The organism is Parasphaerochaeta coccoides DSM 17374 (assembly GCF_000208385.1).
Lineage (GTDB): Bacteria > Spirochaetota > Spirochaetia > Sphaerochaetales > Sphaerochaetaceae > Parasphaerochaeta > Parasphaerochaeta coccoides.
Genome location: NC_015436.1, coordinates 898,415 through 919,464, shown reverse-complemented (window position 1 = coordinate 919,464; position 21,050 = coordinate 898,415). Strand labels below are relative to the sequence as shown.

Genomic DNA, 21,050 nt, shown 5'->3' with positions numbered 1-21,050 from the left:
TTTACTATAATCCGCATGATAGGAGCGGTCAAGCAATCTGTAGCAGAGAATGACGGGATTTGTCCATTCTGTCCAAAAAACAGGCAGTTCCCCTTGTCTTGGGAAACATCTCCGGACTGCGCAGGAATCATGAGAAGTGGAAGCGGATAAGCAGATTTATGTTGTGGGAGAGGTACTCTTGCCTGTCTCGGAATGCTTCGGTATAGTCAAAAACAGTTTTCCTGCTGTTGCGCAATGAGAGGAGATGACAGTGAAAAAGATCGTGCTTGCGGAGAAGCCCAGCGTCGGGCGTGAACTTGCCAGAGTGCTGGGATGTACCGGCAAGGAAAAAGGTTTCAGCGAAGGACCCGCCTACATAGTCACGTGGGCCCTCGGTCATTTGGTCGAGCTTGCCCAGCCTGCGGCATACAGTGAATCGTACAAAAGATGGTCTATCAGGGATCTGCCCATGCTGCCCAAGGATTTGAAACAAGAAGTCATTGAACAGACTGCCGAACAGTTCACCATCATTTCCACACTCTTTGCCCGTCCCGATGTGGATGGCCTGATCATTGCTACGGACGCTGGTCGGGAAGGAGAACTTGTCGCCAGGTGGATTATGAAACTCGGTGGATGGAAAGGCTCTGTCCAACGCTTGTGGATTAGCAGCCAGACCGATTCTGCCATACGCGAAGGCTTCTCATCCCTCAAGGATGGGGATGTGTATTTGAATCTCTATGCCGCTGCGGAAAGCCGTGCCGCGGCTGACTGGTATGTCGGCATGAATGTCACCAGAGCCATGACGTGCCGTTATGATGCCAAACTATCAGCAGGTCGCGTTCAGACGCCCACACTTGCCCTCATGTGCGCACGGGAAGATGAAATTGACGCTTTCACAGGTTCTTTCTATTGGACTCTGAAAGCAGACTTCGGTTCTTTCTCCGCGTCTTGGAGGGGAAAGGATGACTCTGCACGCATCACCAATGCCCAGTCAGCCGAGGATTTTGAGAAATCCCTGCCGGGCAAGACGGGAAAGATTACTGCGCTGACAGCACAGGAGAAGACTGTGCAACCGCCGCTTGCCTATGATTTGACCGAACTCCAGAAGGATGCGAACAATGTCCTTGACTTCTCCGCCAAGCAGACTTTGGATGTATTGCAACGGTTGTATGAAGTACACAAGATTGTGACGTATCCCCGCACCGACAGCCGGTACATATCCCATGACATCGTCCCAACTTTGGCGGACAGATTGCGGGCTCTTGCCGGGACGCCTTTCGGACCACGGGCAGGACTGTATGCAGGTGGCATGATGCGCGTCGATGAGCAAAGGTTCGTTCAGGATGAGCAGGTCACCGACCATCATGCCATCATCCCCACGGAAATGAAGGTTGACTTGAAAAAGTTGAACACCGAGGAAAAAGCCTTGTGGGAACTGGTCATCATCCGCTTCCTTGAGGTTCTGTCTCCTGATTATACCTACACCAGCACAAGTTTGGAGGCGGAGGCGGATGGACAGAAGTTCGTAACCCGTTTCACCGTACCCCTTGTCCAGGGATGGAGGGACATAGCCCGGATTATCGGCCGGAGGAGCGCGGTATCCGATGAGGACGAAGGTGACTCCGACAGCAGTCTATCCGGTTTGAAAGAAGGGGATGATGTGGCCATAGTTTCGGTAAAGACCCGCCGCATGACTACCGCCGCTCCGGAACGCTATACGGAAGCTACCTTGCTTTCTGCCATGGAGCATGCTGGTCGCTTCGTTGATGACGTTTCTTTGAAAAAACGCCTGGGCAATGGTTTGGGAACTCCGGCGACACGCGCGGATATCATTGAGAAGCTCCTCCAGAATCATTATGTCGAGAGAGAAGGCAAGAGTCTTGTACCTACGCCTCGCGGACGTGAGCTCATCAGACTTGTTCCCGCCCAGCTAAGGAGTCCTGAACTGACAGGAAGGTGGGAAGAACGCCTTGCGGGTATTTCCGATGGCAGTGAAGATGCCGCAGTGTTCATCCGTGACATCAAGAAGAACGCTTCCGATTTGGTGGACGAAGTTGTCGCCAGTCATCTGGTATTCGACCCTCATTTCCCCGATGGAAAGAAATGCCCGTATTGCGCTACGGCGATGATGCGGGTGGTTGATGAATTTGAGCGTCCCCATTATATCTGCCAGAAGTTGTCCTGCTCTTATGAGGAGATGGAGGTTAAGAAAAAAGTTCTCCTGCCACCTGGACAGAAGGCGCCAGAGAGTCAGAAATCTCCGGAGAAGAAGAAAGCGGAGACTGCTGGCATTTCCACCGCCAAGCCTGTCATTCCGACCAAGCGTGTGAAACCGACATCTACGGTAGTCGTGGCATCTTCGGCGGGCATCGTCAGAAAGGTGGTCATCAAGAAACGCCCCCCTGCGTCCGTCATATCCGTACCCGATCCCGTGAAGAAGTCACAGGGCGTGATGAATTCTTTCAGTCTCCCCGATGATGAGGAACCGGAATACACCTGGGAGACTGTTATGGAAGTCGTCAGGCCAAGCAAGATGGCGAACAGGCGTTTCAATGATCGGGAGAGAAGCGGACAACACGAGCACGGCGACTTCCGCCGTCCTTCCCGTGCCGTAGGGGAGGGTGATGCAGGCTCCCGTTCCGGTGAGATATCCCGTAATGGCAAGGCATGGGGAAACGCGGGGAAGCCCGTTGAAGAACCTGTCGGAGCAGGCGGAACGTTTGCTGATTTCCTTGCCGCTTCCCAAAAACGCAAGGAAAAGGATGAAGAAAAGAGACGGGAACGCAAGAAAAAATAGCAGCGTACTGTTTCCGTGCGGGAAACCGGTGATATCTCAAAAGAACTCCTGAAAGAGAGGAATTATAAAGCATGTTATGTTACTATAATAACATTTAGTTTTATTATAGACTTAATGTGATTATTTTGTTATCCTGCTTTCTGCACGGAGGATGTCATGCGCATTGGAATTGTTGGTTATGGACGAATGGGACACCTGATTGAGTCTCTCGCCCGACAGAAAGGATGGAAAGTCGTGGCCATCATCGACCCCGTCATGGATTCTCCGTCAGTAACGGCACGCACGCTTTCTGCCTCCGCCATGAAAGAATGTGATGTTGTCGTAGATTTTTCATCGCCCGAATCGGCTGTGGATAATATCCTTTTCTATGCAAGGGAAGATATACCCGCGGTCATAGGGACTACCGGATGGCATGAGCGTCTGGATGAGGTTCGCGCTCAGGTGGATGAAAACCGTGCCGCCATCATCTACAGCGGGAATTTTTCCATCGGGGTGCATCTGTTCGTCTCCATTGTCCGTCATGCCGCCCGCCTCATCGATGGTTTTGACGACTACGATGCCCTGGTAAGTGAACTCCATCATGCCGGCAAGGCGGATAGTCCTTCCGGCACGGCCTTGATGATTGCCACGGCTATCATGGACAACGTGAAACGCAAGAAACACGTGGAGACAGGACGGCTGGACAGGATGCGGGCTGCCGATGAACTGCATGTCGTCTCTGGTCGGGTAGGGAGTGTTCCCGGCACTCATACCGTCATATTTGACAGTCCGGCGGATACTCTGGAGCTGACCCACAGGGCACGTTCTCGTGAGGGTTTCGCCTATGGAGCACTTGCCGCAGCCCAGTGGATAGCAGATGGCCGCAAGGGTTTTTTTACCCTTGATGACATGATGGGCGCATAAGGCGCATGACGAAGGAAAAATCTCGAAAAAGGGAAGGAATATCATGACATATGAAGAATTCAGAGGAGTGCATACTGCTCTTATCACGCCGTTCACCGCAACGGGAGAAGTCGATGAAGTGGCTTTGGCTCGTCTTGTCGAATACCAGATCGGTAGCGGTATCAGCGGGCTTGTTCCTTGCGGGACGACAGGGGAAAGCCCTACGCTGACACATCCGGAGCATGACAGGGTCATTGAATTGGTCATTGAATACGCCGCAGGTCGGGTTCCGGTAATTGCGGGTACAGGAAGCAATGCGACCAGCGAAGCCATACGGCTTTCCCTCCATGCGGAACAAGCGGGCGCCGATGCTGTCCTCCTGGTGAACCCATATTACAACAAACCAACTCAAAAGGGGCTGTACCTGCATTTCAAGGCCATCGCCGAGGCGATTTCCCTTCCCTGCATCCTGTACAACATCAAGGGGCGTACAGGTGTCAATCTGGAAACGGAGACGCTGACCGCCCTTGCCCGCGACTGTCACAACATCGTGGCCGTTAAGGAAGCATCGGGAGATCTGAACCAGATGAAGGATGTCATCGCCCATAGGAGACATGGTTTTCGTGTGCTTTCCGGAGACGACAACATGGTTCTTGATTTGATCGAAGCCGGAGGCGACGGGGTCATTTCGGTAGCCTCCAACCTGTTTCCCCGCCTGATGTCCACCATGGTGGCGCAAGCTCTTGCCGGAAACAGGGACGGCTCGCGTGCGCTAGGGGCACAGCTTGACGAATTTTTCCATTCATGTTTTCTTGAAACCAATCCTATCCCCATCAAGACAGCAATGGCTATGTGCGGATGGTGCAATGAAGAATTCAGGCTGCCTATGTGTTCTTTGGAAAAGGAAGAACACAGGCTCCGTCTCCAGGCTGCCGTTGATAAGCTCAAGAGCGTAGCTCCGGAAGCGTTCCGTGCCTGAGGCATTGCCCTTGGGTGGGGTAGCGGGGTAGTAAAAAATATCGCAAAGATAAGGGTGTAGTATAGTGCATAGCCTGGTACATACTATAATGTACATATTTATAATGAAGGAAGAAAACCATGGCATCAGTCAACGGAGAATTTAGAAAACTGGCGGCCGGATACCTTTTCCCGGAAATCAAGCGGAGAGTCAATGAGTGGAAGGCTCTGCATCCTGGTGTTTCCGTCCTGAGCCTGGGCATTGGCAATACTACTGAAGCCCTTTCTCCTGCGGTGGTCGCCGCCATCAAGGAGCGGGCTGAACTTCTGGCACATAGGGAAACATATACGGGCTATGGGGACGAACAGGGAGAACCCACCTTGCGGGAGGCCCTGTCCGGTTATTACAAGACATTGGGCGTACATCTCCAGCCAGATGAGTTCTTCATCAGCGATGGGGCCAAGGCCGATGCCGCGAACATCCAGCAGTTGTTCGACAGCCACTCCGTCGTTGCTGTCCAAGATCCTGCCTATCCTGTCTATGTAGACAGCAATGTTGTCGCGGGACGCGCCGGGACGTATTCACAGCAGGAAGAACGCTATACCAATCTTGTCTATCTTCCCTGCGTGGAGGAAAAGGGCTTCATCCCCGCCGTTCCTGCAAGACATGTCGATTTGATATATCTCTGCAATCCGAACAATCCCACGGGGGCCGTTGCTACCAAAAGCCAATTGAAAGATTTTGTCGATTATGCCCTTGAGCATAAGGCGGTCATCATCTATGACGCCGCGTACAGCGAGTATATTTCCGATCCCAATCTTCCCCGGTCGATATATGAGATATCCGGGGCAGAACTCTGTGCCATTGAAATCAACAGTTTCTCGAAGTTTTCCGGTTTTACTGGAGTGCGTCTGGGCTGGACCATAGTTCCCAAGAGCTTAGGCTGTACTGATTCCGCGCCCGGCGAGCTGCACAGGATGTGGTTCCGCCGTCAGAGTACTTTCTTCAACGGAGCCTCGAATCTTGCCCAGAGTGGAGGTCTTGCGGCCTTGCATGGAGATGGTCTTGCCCAGAGCAGGAGTCTTGTGGCCTATTACAAAGAAAATGCCCGCATCATCCGTCAAGGTCTTCAGGCTGTTGGTCTGACCGTCCATGGTGGTACAGACAGTCCCTATGTCTGGACGCGTGTACCCAAGGGGATGGGGAGCTGGGAATTTTTTGACCTGCTTCTTGACCAATGCCATGTGGTCGTGACGCCTGGAGCAGGCTTCGGTCCTTCCGGAGAAGGGTATGTACGAGTGTCTTCGTATGGTCACAAGGAAGACGTGGAGGCGGCCATGGCTTCAATAAGGAGAAATTTGAGGAAGGAGGATCTGGAATGATCCAAAAGAAACTGCCGGTCGCCAGCGATGAAATCCAGCGGATTGCTGACTCTCTGCCGACTCCTTTCTACCTGTATGATGAAAAGGGTTTGCGTGATACGGCACGGTATTTCTCCGAGATGTTCTCATGGGCTCCCGGATTTCGCAATTATTATGCGGTGAAAGCATGTCCCAATCCTGTCATACTCAAAATGCTTGCCGGGCATGGTTTCGGCGCCGACTGTTCATCTCTGCCTGAACTCAGGCTTTCCCGTGCTGCGGGTCTCAGTGGCGAGAAACTCATGTTCACCAGCAATGATACGGCGGACGATGAGTTCCGTGAGGCTTATGAGATGGGGGCGGTAATCAATCTGGACGACATCACTCATATCGACGCTTTGTTGAGGGCGACAGACGGGAAGGTTCCGGAACTTATCAGCTTCCGTTACAACCCTGGGGCAGAACGAACGGGGAATGCCATCATCGGTAATCCTGTCGAGGCAAAGTACGGGGTGACGACCGACCAGATTGTCGGAGCCTATGTCAGGATGAAAGAACTGGGAAGTAAACGTTTCGCCCTTCATACCATGGTAGCTTCCAATGAGCTGGACGGTTCATATATCGTGGAGACTGCCCGGATGTTGTTCGCCCTCTGCATCCGTTTGAAAAAGGAAGCTGATGTGCGTATCGAGTTCATCGACATGGGCGGGGGAATAGGAATACCCTATAAGCCTGACCAGAAACCTATGGATCTTGGCATGGTCAGCAGGGAGATGGAAGCACTGTACAATGAGATGATTATTCCCGCCGGACTTGCGCCCTTGGGTATCGTCTTTGAATGTGGGCGCTGCATCACGGGGCCTCATGGTTATCTGGTCAGTCGTGTGCGGCATGTTGCCCACAAGTACAAGGATTATGTCGGACTGGATGCATGCATGGCCGATTTGATGAGGCCCGCGTTGTATGGCGCGTACCATCATATCACTGTCTTGGGCAAAGAAGGTGTTCCGGCGGATAATGTCTATGATGTGACAGGTTCTCTATGCGAGAACAACGATAAGTTCGCCATTGACCGCAGGCTCCCTCCGGTTAAGCCGGGCGATGTCGTGGTCATCCATGACGCTGGGGCTCATGGGCACGCCATGGGCTTCAATTATAACGCTAAGCTCAGGCCGGCTGAATACCTGTTGAAGGCAGACGGTACGGTCGTGATGATTCGCCGCGCCCAGACGTATGATGACTATGTGGCAACCCTGCGTTTTCCCGATTCTCCCGTGGAGGTCTGAATGTTTCGTTTTCCTGTCCGTGTCTATTACAGTGATACTGATGCCGGAGGCATTGTCTATCATGCCCGGTACCTGGACTTTGCCGAACATGCCCGGACGGAGATGTTCAGGACAATCTCGGAGATGGTCGTCGGGGCTCAAGGAAGCCAGCGTGCTTTGATGGAAACTACTGGCTTGGCATTCATCATATCATCAGCCACCATTGATTATAAGAAGCCCGGTTTTCTTGATGACATTCTGGAAATTCAAACTTCCGTGGAGGACATGAAACGTTTCTCCATGGTCTTTCATCAGAGGGTGATGCGGGGTGAAGATGTGCTTGCCGAGCTACGTATCAAGGTCGCTGCCATGGATATGGCGGCAAAGCGTCCTGCGCCAATTCCTGAATGGCTCTCCTGTGCACTCCAGGGCGGGAAAGATGAACCTGTATGATGTGAAAGATAAAAAGCGTATAAGCCTTGATGTCCGGTAAGATCTGATAAAATTATTCTTTGATTCGAGGGACGACATCAATGGCGTCACATTGGTTTTTAGTCGCCATAGGTACTCTTTGCAGGATGATAAACAGTTCCGGTTTTGCGAGGATGTCGTTCCATAGGTCTATATAAGCAGTGAGCTGTGCATTTTTCCCGGCACAAAACCGTCACAAAACTCATCGGAACATCGAAACGTTATATTTGTTCGTTGACTGTTAATAGTACAGGTAGTAAAATGCGTAAAATTACTCTAAATTCTAATAGTATAATTAGAAAGCTAAAAGCATGGTGGAGGAACGCGTATGAAAAAATGTATTGTTGTTTTTCTTGTTCTGCTTGGCGTGAGTGGATTCCTGTTTGCCGGAGTCAATTATATCGGAGCTTCCGTTGGCGTGGATTTTTTGCAAAGAACAATGACATCCGAAGGGGCTAGCGGTAGCATAAACCAATCAGCAACGGGTCTGGGTTTTGGTGTGAAGGGGGCCTCTTACTTCGGCGACAATGATGAATGGGGAATTGGATATTCCTTAGGTCTTGTAAAAATGTTATCTGACAAGATGAATGAAATCAAAGTTGATGTAAGTGATGAGCCAATAGTTATAGATTTTGGTGTGAAGGGGCAATATAGATATGCGGTGAGTGATGAGCTTGATCTTCATGCTGGTGTTGGCTTTGGTTATACAACCCAGACGGACGAAGACTCAGGAGCGGGCCTCTCTCTCAGTATCTCTAGTATCATCGGAGGTGTGGATCTCGTCTATAATGTGTCTGATACCATTTTTGTAAATGCCGGACTTGCCATAGGCATTCCTGTTTCTGGAAAGATGGTTGTATCAAGTGGCGGAGCGAGTGCAAGTGCCGATCTTTCTGTATCTGGAATAACATTCACTCCGTCCATTGGTGTTTTATACAAATTCTAATTATTGTTCTGCTTGCTTGTCTACGTAATGATAGGACCGCCGAGGATATGTGATGTCCTTGGCGGTTTTTGTTTTTATGTGTAACATACGTAAAGTATTTTATGCTCCTGTCACCTGTATCATGGGTGTATCATGGACAAATATGAAGTTGAGGCAATGCTCATGAAGTCGGAATCAAAACAGTGCGTCGTGCCCGTCGGATTGGTAGAGGAAGGGATTCTCCTGCCGGTCATGGAGTCTCCATGGCCTGAATATGAGCCCTTCGCCCTTGCTCCCGTGAGCGTGTCGGTGCGGGTATCCCGTGAAGCGAACAGACTTCAGCTCCTCTATCGGGTATCTGCGCCTGAATTGAGGCGTATGTGTACTGCTCATAACCAAGATGTGCATGCTGATAGTTGCGTGGAAGTATTTCTGCGTAATCCCCGTGATGAGGAATATGTCAACTTTGAGTTCAGTGCCACCGGATACATCAAGGTAGGACGGGGGGAGAGCAGGGCTAACCGGATACTCTATGCTCCCGAAACGATTGATGAGTCCATAGACTACGAAGTGCGCATACTGTCGAACAGCCTCCATGACGATACTGATGGTACGGGAGGCTGTGAATGGACTGCCCGTATTTCCATTGACCTGACAGTATTCGGACTGATGCCTCCGGGACATATGGACATTCTGCCGTATCTTGAAGCGAATTTCCAAGCGTGCGGCGATGGTTTGGAGAGACCGTATTTTCTTGTGTGGAATCCCATAGACACGCCTAAGCCAGATTTTCATCGCCCGGAATTTTTCGGACGACTGGTGTTTTCTCCGACCATTTCCTCTTGAGCTTTCCGCGTTTTGCCCGACAATCGTACGGAATCTTCATCTAAGGAAGCTCAACCCAGGAAGGTCAGAATTCCCCATGTGACGATGAAACTACTGACGACCGGAAGGAGCAGACCGTTGGTTTTACGAGCAACCAAAGCTGCTGCAAGAGTACCTGCGAGACCGGCATACCAGACGCTCCCTTCGCCGATGAAGTCGGTGATGACTCCGGGAAAGATGAGTGCGCCCAGAGCTGCTATGGGGAGGACTTCCATGCATTTTTTGGCAAAGCGGGGAAGTCGGGAGAGAAATTGCACATGAAAAGGCAGGACGCGGGAGACGTAGGTTGCCATGATATTCAGTGCTAGCAGAATGAGGTAGGTTCTTACGGGCATTCCGCCTCCCCGCCGACCATGTCGGATTTCTTTTCCTTGTCAGGCATGAAGATCGCTCCGGCTATAGTAGCTACTACCATGGAGATGATGAAGGTCCATCCTGCCGCAAGCGGTGTAAATATTGTCAGAATGGTATTCAGGACGGCAGATATTCCGGCGACCGCCAGGATAAGCCAGTTTGTACGTGCTTCAGTGGACAGAAGGGACGCGAACATGGCATACAGGGTCACTGCGGCGGACATCTGGAGTTCTGGTGACAGAATACTGCCAGCGAGAGTTCCGACAGTAGTTCCGAGCAACCAGCCGCCATAACAGGTCAGCACGAGGCTGAACAAGTATTTTTGGGTCAGCGGACCTTTACGGAGCGCCGCTATGGAGAAGGATTCATCCGCTATCCAGAAACTCAGGAGTGATTTCCTTGCCTTACCCATGTCAGAGGGCAGCTTGCGGTCCAAGGAGGCTGTCATGAACATGTAGCGGAGGTTGAGCATGAATACGCCCAAGGCAATTTCCACGGGCGTCGCGCCGATGCGGATCAGCTTCAAGGCAAGAAACTGACCGGAACCAGTATAGACCAAAGCGGAGAACAACAGTGATTGCCAGAGGGAAAAACCCATGATGGAAGCAGTGAGGCCGAAGGCGATTGAAGCGGAGATGTATCCGACGAATACAGGGATACCGTCACGGATCCCTTCTGAAATCCCCAAGGTTTTTTCCTTATTCCTTTCTGCCGACATAGACTCCTCAGGAAAAGCATGCAAGTACGTCATGCTTGCACGTGCATGGCGAGGCAAAAAATTACGTGTGCTACGGGGAAAACGGAAAACCAAAACAGAATGTCATTTCCCGTTTTCCAGAATGTGACATATTTGAAGGAGCATGTCAATGTAAGGCGTTCTGGCTCTCCGTCCTAGCTCTCCGTTCCGTCCCTTGTTTCCCTAATCCCCACAATGTCTCCCCGCTGAACCAGATCATCCACGATTCTGTCATAGAATTGCTTGTCTATCTTGTATTTGAAACGATAGACGATATAACCTGCCACAATACAGAGCAGGGGAATCAGCAGCATGGCAATCTTCATGACCAGCAGTCCCTGGGAAGTGACATCCATAGGAGTCGCGGCACGGTTGATGCCGGATACAATCAGTGTCGCCGTCACAATACCGGTCGCCACAGCGCCTCCTATTTTGTTAATCAGAGGCTGGACGGAGAGAGTCACTGCTTGATTTCTTTTTCCACTTTTCCATTGACCGTATTCAATGGTGTCCGCAAGGAACATGAGCATCAAAAGCTGGATGAACGCCTGTCCCGCAAAAAGTAAGACGCTGGAGACGCCGATGGGAATGATGTTCATGGGGGAGATGAAGAACAGCGTGTAGCCTGCAAGGACAAAAATCGTAGAACCGAAATACAGTTGCTTGCGGGTGAAACGCTTGCTGAAAAGAGGAAAGACGCCCAAGGCGGAGAACTGCGTCAGACCGAGAATGGCGGCAAATACAGGATACATGTTTTCATTGCCGAAGGCATATTTGAAGAAGTACGTACCGAAGCTGGTTGTCGTCGTGTACCCGATCATGAACAGTGCCATGGAAATGACCATGAACAAAAGTTGATCATTGCCGAAAATGGCTCGAACCATATCCCTGACTGACGTTTTTTCTTCCTGACGGAATTCACTCCGGTATTCCTTCACGAAAAAGACCGTGAAAAGCTGGAATCCGACCATCAGTATCGCTATGATAACGGCAAAGATGAACCAGCCCTGCCGGAGACTTCCTACGGCAAAGCCGAGAGCATTGGTTGCGGGCAGGATGCCGACCACCACGGAAAAGAGTCCTATGTTGGCGCAGATGCGGGCGAATGCCCCGATTTTCTCACGTTTCTTCTGGTTGAGCGACAGTGCAGGCAACATGGACCAATAGGCAATGTCATTGAGCCCATAGGTGAGATCCCACCCCAGGTAACATATGGCAAAGACAATCAGGAAGGTAGGCCCTGTAAGTCCCAAATCGGCAAAAAGGAGAAGGAAGAACAACACGCCCATCAGAGCGCCTGAAATGAGCCACGGTTTGAATTTTCCCCAACGTGAGACAGTATTGTCCACGATGACGCCCATCAGGGGATCATTGAGGGCATCAAAGACGCGCAGGACAGTCAGGATTCCTCCGGTCCATGCCAACATACGGTCATCGAGGTTCATTACCTCGGTGAGGAACCACACGAAATACATGCTGACCATGGCGTAGAACATGTCCCGTCCTATGGTTCCAAGCCCAAAGAAATACTTGTTGTACGTATCGCGGCTACTCATGTTTTTTCTCCTGTTTCTTCTGCTTTTCCGTGGCATCAGGGGCAGCGGTCACATGTGCTGTGTCGAGCCGGTAAGCCTGCTTGCAATATTCTTTCTCAAGATTTTCCGAAATACCTTTTTCGGCAATCATCCTGATGTAAAATTCCCCGCTTTTCTTGATTATCCGCTTTTGGGTGGCATAGTCTACCGCTACCAGTCCGAAACGGGCAGAAACCCCCTCCAGCCACTCAAAGTTGTCGGTGAAGCACCAATGATAATAGCGTTTGACCGGAAGACCACTTTCACAAAGCATTTTCAGATGTTCGCTGATATACCGGTTCCTGAAAGAATCTTCATTGTCACATGTGCCGTTTTCCGTGATATAGATTGGCAAGTTTGCGAGACGGAACAGCTCCTGTGTGTTTTTTACTATCCCTTCCGGGTAGATTTCCCAGCCCAGGTCGTTCACCGGAACATGGGGCAGAGTGCCGTCGGAAAGGCCGGAGACTGCGGTGCGGCTGTAATAGTTCACCGCATGGAAATCACAGTACAACCCTTTTCTGATACCCTTCATCCGTCCGATGGGCCATGAGGATGCGCCGGTAAGGAAAGAACGGGATATGGAGGACTGGAAGATTCGGTGGAACAGAGGTGTCATGATGAGATGGATGGGGTTGTAGCGTTTCAGGGGGACGAAAGACCTCATGTGATGAGCATAACTGACCATGGTATCATCATACCCATTACAGCGGCGCATGTCGTGGATTAGAGTATACGCACGGATGTGGCAGACGCAAAGGGTGGTCATCACGCGGAAAGCCGCTTTCATGGATTTCTTTCCCGGCGGCCATGCCCCCAGGAACCATCCGTGGGAAACATAGACATTCGGTTCATTTATCGTGATGTACTGGGACACAAGGTCACCGAGTTCTTCAATGACTTTCTTCACGAAGGACAGGAATATCTCTACACTTTTTGGGTTCTCAAAAGAACCGAGCTTTTCGAACCACAGGGGAGTGGTGAAATGATGGAGGGTGAGAAGGATTTCAATTCCCATGCTCTGGAGGAGTTGTATCTCGTCACGGTAATGGGTAAAGACTTCTTCATTGAATACCCCTTCCTCCGGCTCCAGCCGCGCCCATTCAAGACCCATGCGGTAGTGGCGGATACCCATGCTTTCCATCAGGCGTGCATCTTCTTCATACAGTTCGTAATGCCGGGTTGCCACCGAAGGATCGGAGCCATCCGGGATGTGACCCGTGGCGTACCAGTCATACCAGCTATTGGCTGTGTCTCCGCCTTCTATCTGCGTCGCGGCCGAGGCAACGCCCAATTCAAAGTCATCAGGAAAAGTAAATGCCATTTTTCTCCCCCATACAATAACAATATGATAATAATATAAAAACTATATCTAACATACACTAAAAATTATGGAAAACACTAAAACCAAAAGCACTTTTATACTGCCTCTTTGCGCTTTATGACATAAAGGCTTGAACCATAGTCTCCCATGAGCCGTATGTGTTCATTGTGGCCAGTCCCCAAGAAGGTAGTCGCCAGATGGAGTCCACTCATCAAGGTGTCTCCTTTACATGAGTAGCTTTCCCTGCCGTCGGGTACACCACGGTAATGGTCGACCAGGCGGAGAACCAGACCGTCAGGTTTGAGGGTTATAGGTGTAATGTGCTTGACCAGTCCTCCGAAACTACGGACGGACAGCATCTGGGGACAGGATGTGACTGTGTAGGAGGCAGATGGAACAAGATTCTTGAGGGCAAGGATATCTCCCCGTGGGGCCGCCTCGGAGAGTGTGCGGAAGACGCCCGCGATTGCCTCGCTTCCATCGGGAGCCACGCAGAGCCAGTTCACAGTGTTGTCCGCCATACTGTCCAGACGGTAGAACCTGCCATATTGGAAAGTCCTCCGATGTTCCTTATAGAAGGCAATATGATGTTGTATTTCTTTCCTCTGGACAGGAGTGAGATTTTTCAAATCCAACTCATAGCCCAGGCTTCCGAAGCTCGCCGTATTAAAACGTGTGTGCAGGGGAGTAGCGCGGAGCGTCTGCTGATGGGGTGAGTCAGAGACATGCGCTCCCATGGTAGAGAGAGGATAGAGGCAGGACAAGCCTCCCTGTATTTTCAATCGCTCGATGGGGTCGGTGTCATCGGATGTCCATATCTGGGGAGAAAAACAGAGCATGCCAAGATCAAAACGATTACCGCCGCTTGAACAGCTCTCCAACAGGATGTGGGGACGGGGAGTGAAGACACGACGCAAAATGTCATAGAGTCCCAGGATGTAACGATGGAAAAATTCGCCTTGACGTTCCAGACAATGGGAGAATCCATCGCTGATGTGTCTGTTCATATCCCACTTCACATACGATACTTCCGCTTCGTCCATGACACGGGAAAGTGAAGAAACAATATAATTGCGTACTTCCGGGTTGCACAAATCAAGAACAAGCTGATTTCGTCCTCTGGTCGGCTCCTTGCCCGGAGTGGTCACAGCATATTCCGGATGGTTCCGGTAGAGCTCGCTGTTCTCGTTAATCATCTCCGGCTCGAACCACAGGCCGAAATTCATGCCAAGTACTCTGATTTTCCTGCTCAGACGCTTCAATCCCTTAGGTAACTTCTTCTTGTTCACCGAGTAGTCGCCAAGTCCCTGCCGGTCATCATCTCGTGTGCCGAACCATCCATCGTCCAGGACGAAGGTCTCTATGCCCAAGATCCTGGCTTGTCGTGCAAGACGGATGAGCTTTCTTTCTGTGAAATTGAAGAAATTGGCTTCCCATGTATTGAAAAGGACAGGTCGTTCAGCGTCTCTCCAGGAACCTCGCACGATATGCTTGTTGATGAAATCATGAAAGTTCCTTCCCAGTCCGTTGAATCCTTTGGATGAGAAGGTCATGACCGCTTCTGGAGTCTCAAAGCATTCTCCTTGGCCAAGTTCCCATTCAAAGCAATAGGGATTGATACCCACCTGGATACGCAGGACGCTCTGTACCGACAGTTCTACGGAACCGTAATGATTGCCGCTGTAGACAAGGTTGAAGCCCCATGTCCGTCCGTTGTCTTCTCCGGTTCCTTTTTCGGACAGGATGAATCCAGCGTTGTGACGGTTGCTGCTAGCTCCCGTGGTAGAGCTGTTGATGTAAATTCCTGGAGCTACCGGTCTTTCGTGGCGATGCCCTTCCCGAATCCATCCACCGTCAAAGGTGATTAGTTTGAAGCCTCTGTCCGGCATGTCCATCATCATGCTCATCAGGCGGCGTATCAGGAGGGATTTGCGGTTGTTGTTCTTCAGGACGACGCGGCGCGTGATGACATCGGTGGCCTCGTAGACTGTATAATATAGGAACAGTTCCACATGATTCGAGATATCTTCCAAGGTGATTTTTACCGTAGAGCAGTCTTCGTCTTCTCCTGTGGCGGAGGGCAGGTCGGCGCAAGGGGAAGATCCGAGGGAAACTTCATGCGACTTGTAGATGAAATCACAGGTGAAGGAGGCGTCCGGCATCTTGATTTCCACCGGTGACTGCCGATAGTCCCCGCGTCCGATTCCTGACCATTCAAGGGCGAGGGTATCAAGGCAATAATACGGGTCATTCTGGTCATAGAGGATACTGCTGCCGGGAAGTGTTGACTGCTTGAGCAGCAGGCCATCCGCATCTTGGTCGGAGGAAAGCCTGTCTCCGTAGTGGATATGTTCCAGATGCCCATGGCGCGTGACGCGGAACCACAGGCTGGTATGGAGCGTGTCCAGCTTGAAAAGGCCGTTTTCTTCATGAATCATCGCTTTTTCTCCGGCTCAGTCTCAGAAGAACGCAGGAGCAGGGCTTCCCAAGGACGGAGGATTCCATCATACGTCGTGCGCTGATTCCCATAGCTGGAAAGCAACACATCTCCGTTTCCTTCCGCCTTGGCGTTCCTTGGACTGAAATTAAGCAACACCCGTATCTTTTCGTCTGAAGACTGTTCGGAAGGTTGTCCGGAAAGCTGCCTTTCATAGATGAACAGACTCTTTGTCATCTTCACGGCATGGAAAGAACCCGTGCGGAGTACCGGAAGCGAGGCGCGAAGGGCAATCATCGTCCGGTAATAACTGAGTATCGACTGGGAATCGTCCTTCTGGGAATCCACGTTGATCCTTTGATGGTTGGCGTTGACGCCAAGCCATGGTGTTCCTGTCGTAAATCCGGCATGAGCTTTCGCAGTCCATTGCATGGGGGTACGAGCGTTGTCGCGTGATGTCCTTTGCATCATCTTCCAGCGGTAGGAGGCGGGGATGCAGAGCTTCTTCGCCATCCGGTAGATATTGTGGGATTCCACGTCTTGGAGTTGTTCCATCGATGTGAAGTCAAAGTTCGTCATGCCTATTTCCTCTCCTTGGTAGATGAAGGGAGTGCCACGGAGGGTCAACAGAAGGGTACAGAGCAACTTGGCCGACTGGCTCCACCACATGCCGTCATTGCCGAAACGGGAGACGCTGCGCGGCTGGTCATGGTTCTCCAGGTAGAGTGCGTTCCATTCCAGGGCATTCTGCCACGTTGCTATGGAACGGGCGAAGCGAGCAGGGGAGAATTTCCTTCTGAACCATTTTACGAAGAACTGGTCTGTCTCCATATGCTCGAAGGAGAAGATCATATCAAGTTCCCCTCGTTTTTCATCTGTCAGGTCACGTCCCATTTGTGGGGTGACAAAGACAGTCTCCCCGACGGTGAAGCAGTCATAATGAGAAAGCACGTCTTTTCTCAGGGTACGGAGAATCTCATGGGTTCCCTCTTGTGAGATGTAGTGTTCGCTTCCAGTAAGGACAAGGCGTTTCTTTCCATCTACGAGCGATGTCTTGTGGATGAGATTGATGACATCGCATCGGAATCCTCCTATTCCTTTGTCCAGCCAGAAGCGCATGATATCCTTGATTTCCTCAAGGACGCGGGGGTTGTCATAGTTGAGGTCGGGTTGTTTTTCAGCGAAAAGATGCAGGTAGTATTCGCCGCTTCTTTCATCTTTCTTCCAGCAGTCACCGCCGAAGAAGCTGGTCCAGTTGTTGGGCGGGCCGCCATTCTTTTCCGGTCGCCAGATATAATAGTCGCGGTAAGGGCTTTTTGGGTCGCGACTCTGGCGGAACCATTCATGTTCGTCGCTGGTATGGTTGATTACCAGATCCATGACGATGCGGATGTCTCTTTTTTTTGCTTCGGCAATCAGGGCGTCCATGTCCGCCATGGTTCCGTAACGTGGATCTATGTCCCGATAGTCGCTGATGTCGTAGCCGTTATCCGCATCGGGGGAACGGTACACCGGAGAAAGCCAGATGAGATTGATGCCTAAGTTCTTCAGATAATCCAGTCGAGCGATGATGCCGGGGATGTCGCCGATGCCGTCTCCGTTGGAGTCGGCGAAGCTGCGAGGATAGATTTGATAAACTACTGCGTCATGCCACCATTTTTCCATGAATGTTCTCCTCTGCCACAGGGTATGTGGGCATGAATACAATCTAGTACATTATCAGGGGCAACGCCACCGGAAGATGTTATGTTATGAGGAAGATGTCATCCAGTTCATTGGCGTTTTTGCCAAGATATTTGTCTCCTCCGGTTTTATTGACATGAATATGCAACTGTGCTAGTGTCATTACCTGTCGCCGACGATGGTCGGAGGCTTGTTCCGGGCTGTAGCGCAGGGGTTTAGCGTACAAGTCTGGGGGACTTGGGGTCGCCGGTTCAAATCCGGCCAGCCCGATACCGGAATACAGAGGACTTGCCTTTCCAGGCAGGTCCTTTTCTTTATGATCATACCGATGTACCAATATGTCTTATCGTGTTAGTTCCCTTCCAAGAAAAAGCTCCTTAGTCACAGCAAGAAGCTCCACATTATTAGGCTCACGTAACGGTGCAACGATTTTCCGGAAATGGTCAAGCAACATTCTCTTGTCCCCGTGGGCTGCACGGATCGCCGCTTCATTATGCAACTCAGAAGGAATCTTGGAGAAATCCAGCTCATAGCCCGCCTGCCGCCCCAGCAACGTAAAGAAAACCCGCTGAGTCCGTCCGTTTCCTTCCCGGAAAGGATGCAAGTCATTCACCAGGTCGAAAAGCTCCGTTGATTTATATGCGAAATCTTCTTTTGACATGTCCCGAAGATAGTTCGTATCCTGAATCTTCTGCCTGATATATTCCCCTTGCGTCGCTATATAATCAGCAGGACAGAAAGAGGTATCTCCTTTTGCCATATTGAAAGTCCTCATATGCCCTGCCCACGGATACACACCAGAAAATATCTCCTTATGAAGTCCTTGCAAGAATGGCAGGTCAAAATCCTTGACCTTAATAGTTTTTCCCTCGGATCTTTCAAGTAGTTTTTTTACAGTATTCGTTGTTATCTTTCTCTCAATAAGATATAAAAGTCCTGCTTCCCCGGAATTGTAAAGATTGAAGTTATTACGCAGCATGTTTGAATTTGGATATGAAAAATCTCCGTCCCAATTACTGCTCATTCTTCACACCTTTCCTCTTGTTCATAGAACCATAGAATTCATCATATGCCGCCTTTACGCTCAGCCGATTATATTCTTCTGTGGTTATCTCTCCTTTGGATTCTCTGCGGAGCAATTCTTCCTCTTCCTCTGTAACATACATACCCTCTATAGCGAAAATAGCTTTTGTCTGCTTGATCGCATCATCAATCTGCTCTTCTCTCGTCATTTTTTTCTCCTGTCACAACATCAGTATATAATGCCACTTCCGCAGAGGGCAATAATTTCATTAAGTCTACCCAGAAGGACACCCTCAAACACGATAATAATATAGCATAAATACTTATTTCATAATGAAATAATTTAGCATAATAATATTATTAACATATTTATGTTAATAACTATAAATATGTTTTTATTAAATCTACAATCTATTTATTAAAACGGAGTAGAGGAGAGGGAGGAGAAATAAAAGAAAAACAAAAGGGGATTGAACTGTTGACTTGACATCTGCTCATACCTATGCAATAATATCTATTATGAATACTATTGTCGGCATCGGTGTAGCCGCAAAGGCATTAGGTGTTTCCGTCACCACGCTCCGACGCTGGGAGGCGGCGGGAAAGCTGACGCCTGTTCGAACGACTTCCGGGCATAGGCGTTATGACCTTTCCAAACTTATTCCCGAGCAGTATCATCCTTTTGGTGGGGAGCGGCGCACTATCGCCTATGCCCGTGTTTCCAGTCATGATCAAACGAATGATTTGGAACGACAGAAGCAGGTTCTCGCATTGTATTGCGCCCGCCAAGGGTGGACGTTTGAAGTTGTCTGTGATTTTGGTTCCGGGATGAATTACCACAAAGAAGGACTCAAACGACTGCTTAACGATATCATGAGCGGGCATATTGGGCGCTTGGTAATCACGCATCGCGACCGGTTGTTGCGATGGGGAGCGGAGCTCGTGTTCGCCATCTGTGAAGCGAAAAGTGTTGAAGTCGTCATTCTCAATCAGGGTGAAGACACCAACTTTGAGGAAGATGTGGCACAGGATGTTCTGGAAATCATCACCGTGTTTTCCGCCAGGCTTTATGGCTCCCGTTCGCACAAGACTCACAAGATGCTTGATGGAGTAAAGAAAGCGGTGGAGTCCTCGCAATGCTGATCGCCCATAAAATCGGGCTTGACCCGACCAATAAGCAGGCGACCTATTTTGCCCGCGCCTCGGGCGTGGCTCGGTTCGCCTACAATTGGGCGCTGGCCGAATGGAAGCGGCTCTATGAAGAGTGCAAGCGTGATCCCGACAAGTCAAAACCATCGCAAATGTCCCTGCGCCGCCACTTGAACGCCATCAAACGGGAACACTTCCCGTGGATGTTGGAAGTCACCAAAAACGCTCCGCAAATGGCGATTATGCACTTGGGCGTTGCGTTCAAGAATTTCTTTGCTGGACGCGCCCGTTTCCCCCAATTCCGCAAGAAAGGAGTCCATGACCGCTTCAGCATCTCTAACGATCAGTTTTCCGTGAAGGACAATCGCATCCGCATTCCAGGGCTTGGGTGGGTGCGTATGCACGAACGAGTCAGATTCGCGGGTAAAATCATGTCGGGCACAGTCTCCCGTGTCGCTGACAGATGGTTTGTGAGTATTACGGTGGATACGCCGGATCTTTCGCATCTTCCCAAAGCCGAAAACCAAGGCGCGGTAGGTGTGGATTTGGGCGTCTCCTCTTTGGCGACATTGTCCACGGGAGAGAAGGTGGAAGGACCGAAGGCGCATAAACGTTTGTTGAAGCGACTTCGTCGCCTCTCCCGGAGCGTGAGCAGAAAGAAGCACGGTTCGTGCAACCGGGAGAAGGCAAAAAGAAAACTCTCCCGGCTTCATGCCCGCATCTCCTATATCCGCAATGACGCGCTGCATAAAGTGACAACCGATCTCACCAAGCGATTTCACACTGTCTGTATTGAAGATCTGAATGTCAAAGGCATGATGTGTAATCGGCATTTGGCTCGCTCTGTGGCCGACATGGGATTCTTCGAGTTCCGGCGACAACTGGAGTACAAGGCGAATATGCGAGGAGGCATGATCGTCGTGGTTGATAGGTTCTTTCCAAGCTCCAAACGGTGTTCCGCCTGTGGGCATAAGGTGGAAGAACTGCCTTTGTCGGTGCGCGAATGGACGTGCCCACTGTGTGGCGCACGCCATGATCGCGACGTCAATGCCGCGATTAATGTAAGAGATTACGCCGTGAGTTCCACGGTGTCAGCCTGTGGAGAGGACGGCTCTGGCTGTGTGAGCAATCGCACGGTGAAACCTGCCTCGGCGAAGCAGGAAGTCGGCTCCACATCAGTATGATCTGATGTGGATAGGTCCGATAGAACGGAAAGATAGCAGTATCGTACTGTTAGGAACATTATA

General features: G+C 50.6%; 18 protein-coding genes and 1 tRNA gene. 11 read left to right on the top strand and 8 right to left on the bottom strand.

Features of this window, described 5'->3' with window-relative positions; genetic code table 11:
- Nucleotides 1-250 precede the first annotated feature (250 nt).
- The 8 genes from SPICO_RS04010 to SPICO_RS03975 all read left to right on the top strand — a co-directional run bounded on the left by SPICO_RS04010 (nt 251) and on the right by SPICO_RS03975 (nt 9,484).
- Nucleotides 251-2,776, top strand: a complete 2,526-nt coding sequence (locus SPICO_RS04010) for a DNA topoisomerase 3 (protein ID WP_013739402.1) — start codon at nt 251-253, stop codon at nt 2,774-2,776.
- Between the two features lie 156 nt (nt 2,777-2,932).
- On the top strand, nt 2,933-3,679 hold the full coding sequence (gene dapB, locus SPICO_RS04005; RefSeq protein ID WP_013739401.1) for a 4-hydroxy-tetrahydrodipicolinate reductase: 747 nt from the start codon (nt 2,933-2,935) through the stop codon (nt 3,677-3,679).
- Between the two features lie 43 nt (nt 3,680-3,722).
- The gene (gene dapA / locus SPICO_RS04000) at nt 3,723-4,637 is read left to right on the top strand and encodes a 4-hydroxy-tetrahydrodipicolinate synthase (RefSeq protein WP_013739400.1); all 915 of its coding nucleotides are present in this window, start codon (nt 3,723-3,725) and stop codon (nt 4,635-4,637) included.
- A gap of 119 nt (nt 4,638-4,756) precedes the next feature.
- Nucleotides 4,757-5,998, top strand: a complete 1,242-nt coding sequence (locus tag SPICO_RS03995; RefSeq protein WP_013739399.1) for an LL-diaminopimelate aminotransferase — start codon at nt 4,757-4,759, stop codon at nt 5,996-5,998.
- A complete protein-coding gene (locus SPICO_RS03990) occupies nt 5,995-7,263 on the top strand; it encodes a diaminopimelate decarboxylase family protein (RefSeq protein WP_013739398.1) in 1,269 nt (422 codons plus the stop codon). The genes SPICO_RS03995 and SPICO_RS03990 overlap by 4 nt, the downstream gene beginning before the upstream one ends.
- On the top strand, nt 7,264-7,695 hold the full coding sequence (locus tag SPICO_RS03985) for a YbgC/FadM family acyl-CoA thioesterase (protein ID WP_013739397.1): 432 nt from the start codon (nt 7,264-7,266) through the stop codon (nt 7,693-7,695).
- A 346-nt stretch (nt 7,696-8,041) separates the two neighbouring features.
- The gene (locus tag SPICO_RS03980) at nt 8,042-8,659 is read left to right on the top strand and encodes an outer membrane beta-barrel protein (protein WP_013739396.1); all 618 of its coding nucleotides are present in this window, start codon (nt 8,042-8,044) and stop codon (nt 8,657-8,659) included.
- A gap of 132 nt (nt 8,660-8,791) precedes the next feature.
- Nucleotides 8,792-9,484: a carbohydrate-binding family 9-like protein gene (locus SPICO_RS03975; RefSeq protein ID WP_083810414.1), complete on the top strand. Its 693-nt coding sequence runs from the start codon at nt 8,792-8,794 to the stop codon at nt 9,482-9,484.
- 50 nt (nt 9,485-9,534) lie between these two features.
- Here SPICO_RS03975 and SPICO_RS03970 read toward each other — a convergent pair whose 3' ends face one another.
- From SPICO_RS03970 to SPICO_RS03945, 6 genes are all read right to left on the bottom strand, one after another.
- Nucleotides 9,535-9,858: an AzlD domain-containing protein gene (locus SPICO_RS03970; RefSeq protein ID WP_013739394.1), complete on the bottom strand. Its 324-nt coding sequence runs from the start codon at nt 9,856-9,858 to the stop codon at nt 9,535-9,537.
- On the bottom strand, nt 9,849-10,595 hold the full coding sequence (locus tag SPICO_RS03965; RefSeq protein WP_013739393.1) for an AzlC family ABC transporter permease: 747 nt from the start codon (nt 10,593-10,595) through the stop codon (nt 9,849-9,851). The genes SPICO_RS03970 and SPICO_RS03965 overlap by 10 nt, the downstream gene beginning before the upstream one ends.
- Before the next feature lie 173 nt (nt 10,596-10,768).
- Nucleotides 10,769-12,169: a glycoside-pentoside-hexuronide (GPH):cation symporter gene (locus SPICO_RS03960; protein ID WP_013739392.1), complete on the bottom strand. Its 1,401-nt coding sequence runs from the start codon at nt 12,167-12,169 to the stop codon at nt 10,769-10,771.
- Entirely contained in the window at nt 12,162-13,511 is a 1,350-nt protein-coding gene (locus SPICO_RS03955) for a glycoside hydrolase family 1 protein (RefSeq protein WP_013739391.1), read from the bottom strand. Before SPICO_RS03955 ends, SPICO_RS03960 begins: the two co-directional genes overlap by 8 nt.
- Before the next feature lie 95 nt (nt 13,512-13,606).
- Entirely contained in the window at nt 13,607-15,949 is a 2,343-nt protein-coding gene (locus SPICO_RS03950) for an alpha-galactosidase (RefSeq protein WP_013739390.1), read from the bottom strand.
- Nucleotides 15,946-17,613 (bottom strand): alpha-glucosidase, encoded by a 1,668-nt coding sequence (locus SPICO_RS03945; RefSeq protein ID WP_013739389.1) that lies wholly within the window; start codon nt 17,611-17,613, stop codon nt 15,946-15,948. Before SPICO_RS03945 ends, SPICO_RS03950 begins: the two co-directional genes overlap by 4 nt.
- A gap of 214 nt (nt 17,614-17,827) precedes the next feature.
- On the opposite strand from SPICO_RS03945, the gene SPICO_RS03940 reads away from it, so the two are divergent.
- Nucleotides 17,828-17,901 (top strand) — tRNA-Pro (locus tag SPICO_RS03940).
- A 73-nt stretch (nt 17,902-17,974) separates the two neighbouring features.
- Here the strand turns inward: SPICO_RS03940 and SPICO_RS03935 are convergent.
- Both SPICO_RS03935 and SPICO_RS03930 read right to left on the bottom strand, forming a co-directional pair.
- Nucleotides 17,975-18,610 (bottom strand): Fic/DOC family protein, encoded by a 636-nt coding sequence (locus tag SPICO_RS03935; protein WP_169310049.1) that lies wholly within the window; start codon nt 18,608-18,610, stop codon nt 17,975-17,977.
- Nucleotides 18,611-18,644: 34 nt separating this feature from the next.
- Nucleotides 18,645-18,863: an antitoxin VbhA family protein gene (locus SPICO_RS03930; RefSeq protein WP_013739387.1), complete on the bottom strand. Its 219-nt coding sequence runs from the start codon at nt 18,861-18,863 to the stop codon at nt 18,645-18,647.
- A gap of 310 nt (nt 18,864-19,173) precedes the next feature.
- On the opposite strand from SPICO_RS03930, the gene SPICO_RS03925 reads away from it, so the two are divergent.
- Nucleotides 19,174-19,797 (top strand): IS607 family transposase, encoded by a 624-nt coding sequence (locus tag SPICO_RS03925; RefSeq protein WP_013739386.1) that lies wholly within the window; start codon nt 19,174-19,176, stop codon nt 19,795-19,797.
- Nucleotides 19,791-20,987, top strand: a complete 1,197-nt coding sequence (locus SPICO_RS03920) for an RNA-guided endonuclease InsQ/TnpB family protein (protein ID WP_013739385.1) — start codon at nt 19,791-19,793, stop codon at nt 20,985-20,987. The genes SPICO_RS03925 and SPICO_RS03920 overlap by 7 nt, the downstream gene beginning before the upstream one ends.
- Nucleotides 20,988-21,050: the final 63 nt, after the last annotated feature.

Bases quoted from the DNA above. Each gene is read 5' to 3' on its own strand.
- dapB (WP_013739401.1), top strand. From the start codon at position 2,933: ATGCGCATTGGAATTGTTGGTTATGGACGAATGGGACACCTGATTGAG.
- dapA (WP_013739400.1), top strand. From the start codon at position 3,723: ATGACATATGAAGAATTCAGAGGAGTGCATACTGCTCTTATCACGCCG.
- SPICO_RS03995 (WP_013739399.1), top strand. From the start codon at position 4,757: ATGGCATCAGTCAACGGAGAATTTAGAAAACTGGCGGCCGGATACCTT.
- SPICO_RS03990 (WP_013739398.1), top strand. From the start codon at position 5,995: ATGATCCAAAAGAAACTGCCGGTCGCCAGCGATGAAATCCAGCGGATT.
- SPICO_RS03985 (WP_013739397.1), top strand. From the start codon at position 7,264: ATGTTTCGTTTTCCTGTCCGTGTCTATTACAGTGATACTGATGCCGGA.
- SPICO_RS03980 (WP_013739396.1), top strand. From the start codon at position 8,042: ATGAAAAAATGTATTGTTGTTTTTCTTGTTCTGCTTGGCGTGAGTGGA.
- SPICO_RS03975 (WP_083810414.1), top strand. From the start codon at position 8,792: ATGGACAAATATGAAGTTGAGGCAATGCTCATGAAGTCGGAATCAAAA.
- SPICO_RS03970 (WP_013739394.1), bottom strand. From the start codon at position 9,858: ATGCCCGTAAGAACCTACCTCATTCTGCTAGCACTGAATATCATGGCA.
- SPICO_RS03965 (WP_013739393.1), bottom strand. From the start codon at position 10,595: ATGTCGGCAGAAAGGAATAAGGAAAAAACCTTGGGGATTTCAGAAGGG.
- SPICO_RS03960 (WP_013739392.1), bottom strand. From the start codon at position 12,169: ATGAGTAGCCGCGATACGTACAACAAGTATTTCTTTGGGCTTGGAACC.
- SPICO_RS03955 (WP_013739391.1), bottom strand. From the start codon at position 13,511: ATGGCATTTACTTTTCCTGATGACTTTGAATTGGGCGTTGCCTCGGCC.
- SPICO_RS03950 (WP_013739390.1), bottom strand. From the start codon at position 15,949: ATGATTCATGAAGAAAACGGCCTTTTCAAGCTGGACACGCTCCATACC.
- SPICO_RS03945 (WP_013739389.1), bottom strand. From the start codon at position 17,613: ATGGAAAAATGGTGGCATGACGCAGTAGTTTATCAAATCTATCCTCGC.
- SPICO_RS03935 (WP_169310049.1), bottom strand. From the start codon at position 18,610: ATGCTGCGTAATAACTTCAATCTTTACAATTCCGGGGAAGCAGGACTT.
- SPICO_RS03930 (WP_013739387.1), bottom strand. From the start codon at position 18,863: ATGACGAGAGAAGAGCAGATTGATGATGCGATCAAGCAGACAAAAGCT.
- SPICO_RS03925 (WP_013739386.1), top strand. From the start codon at position 19,174: ATGAATACTATTGTCGGCATCGGTGTAGCCGCAAAGGCATTAGGTGTT.
- SPICO_RS03920 (WP_013739385.1), top strand. From the start codon at position 19,791: ATGCTGATCGCCCATAAAATCGGGCTTGACCCGACCAATAAGCAGGCG.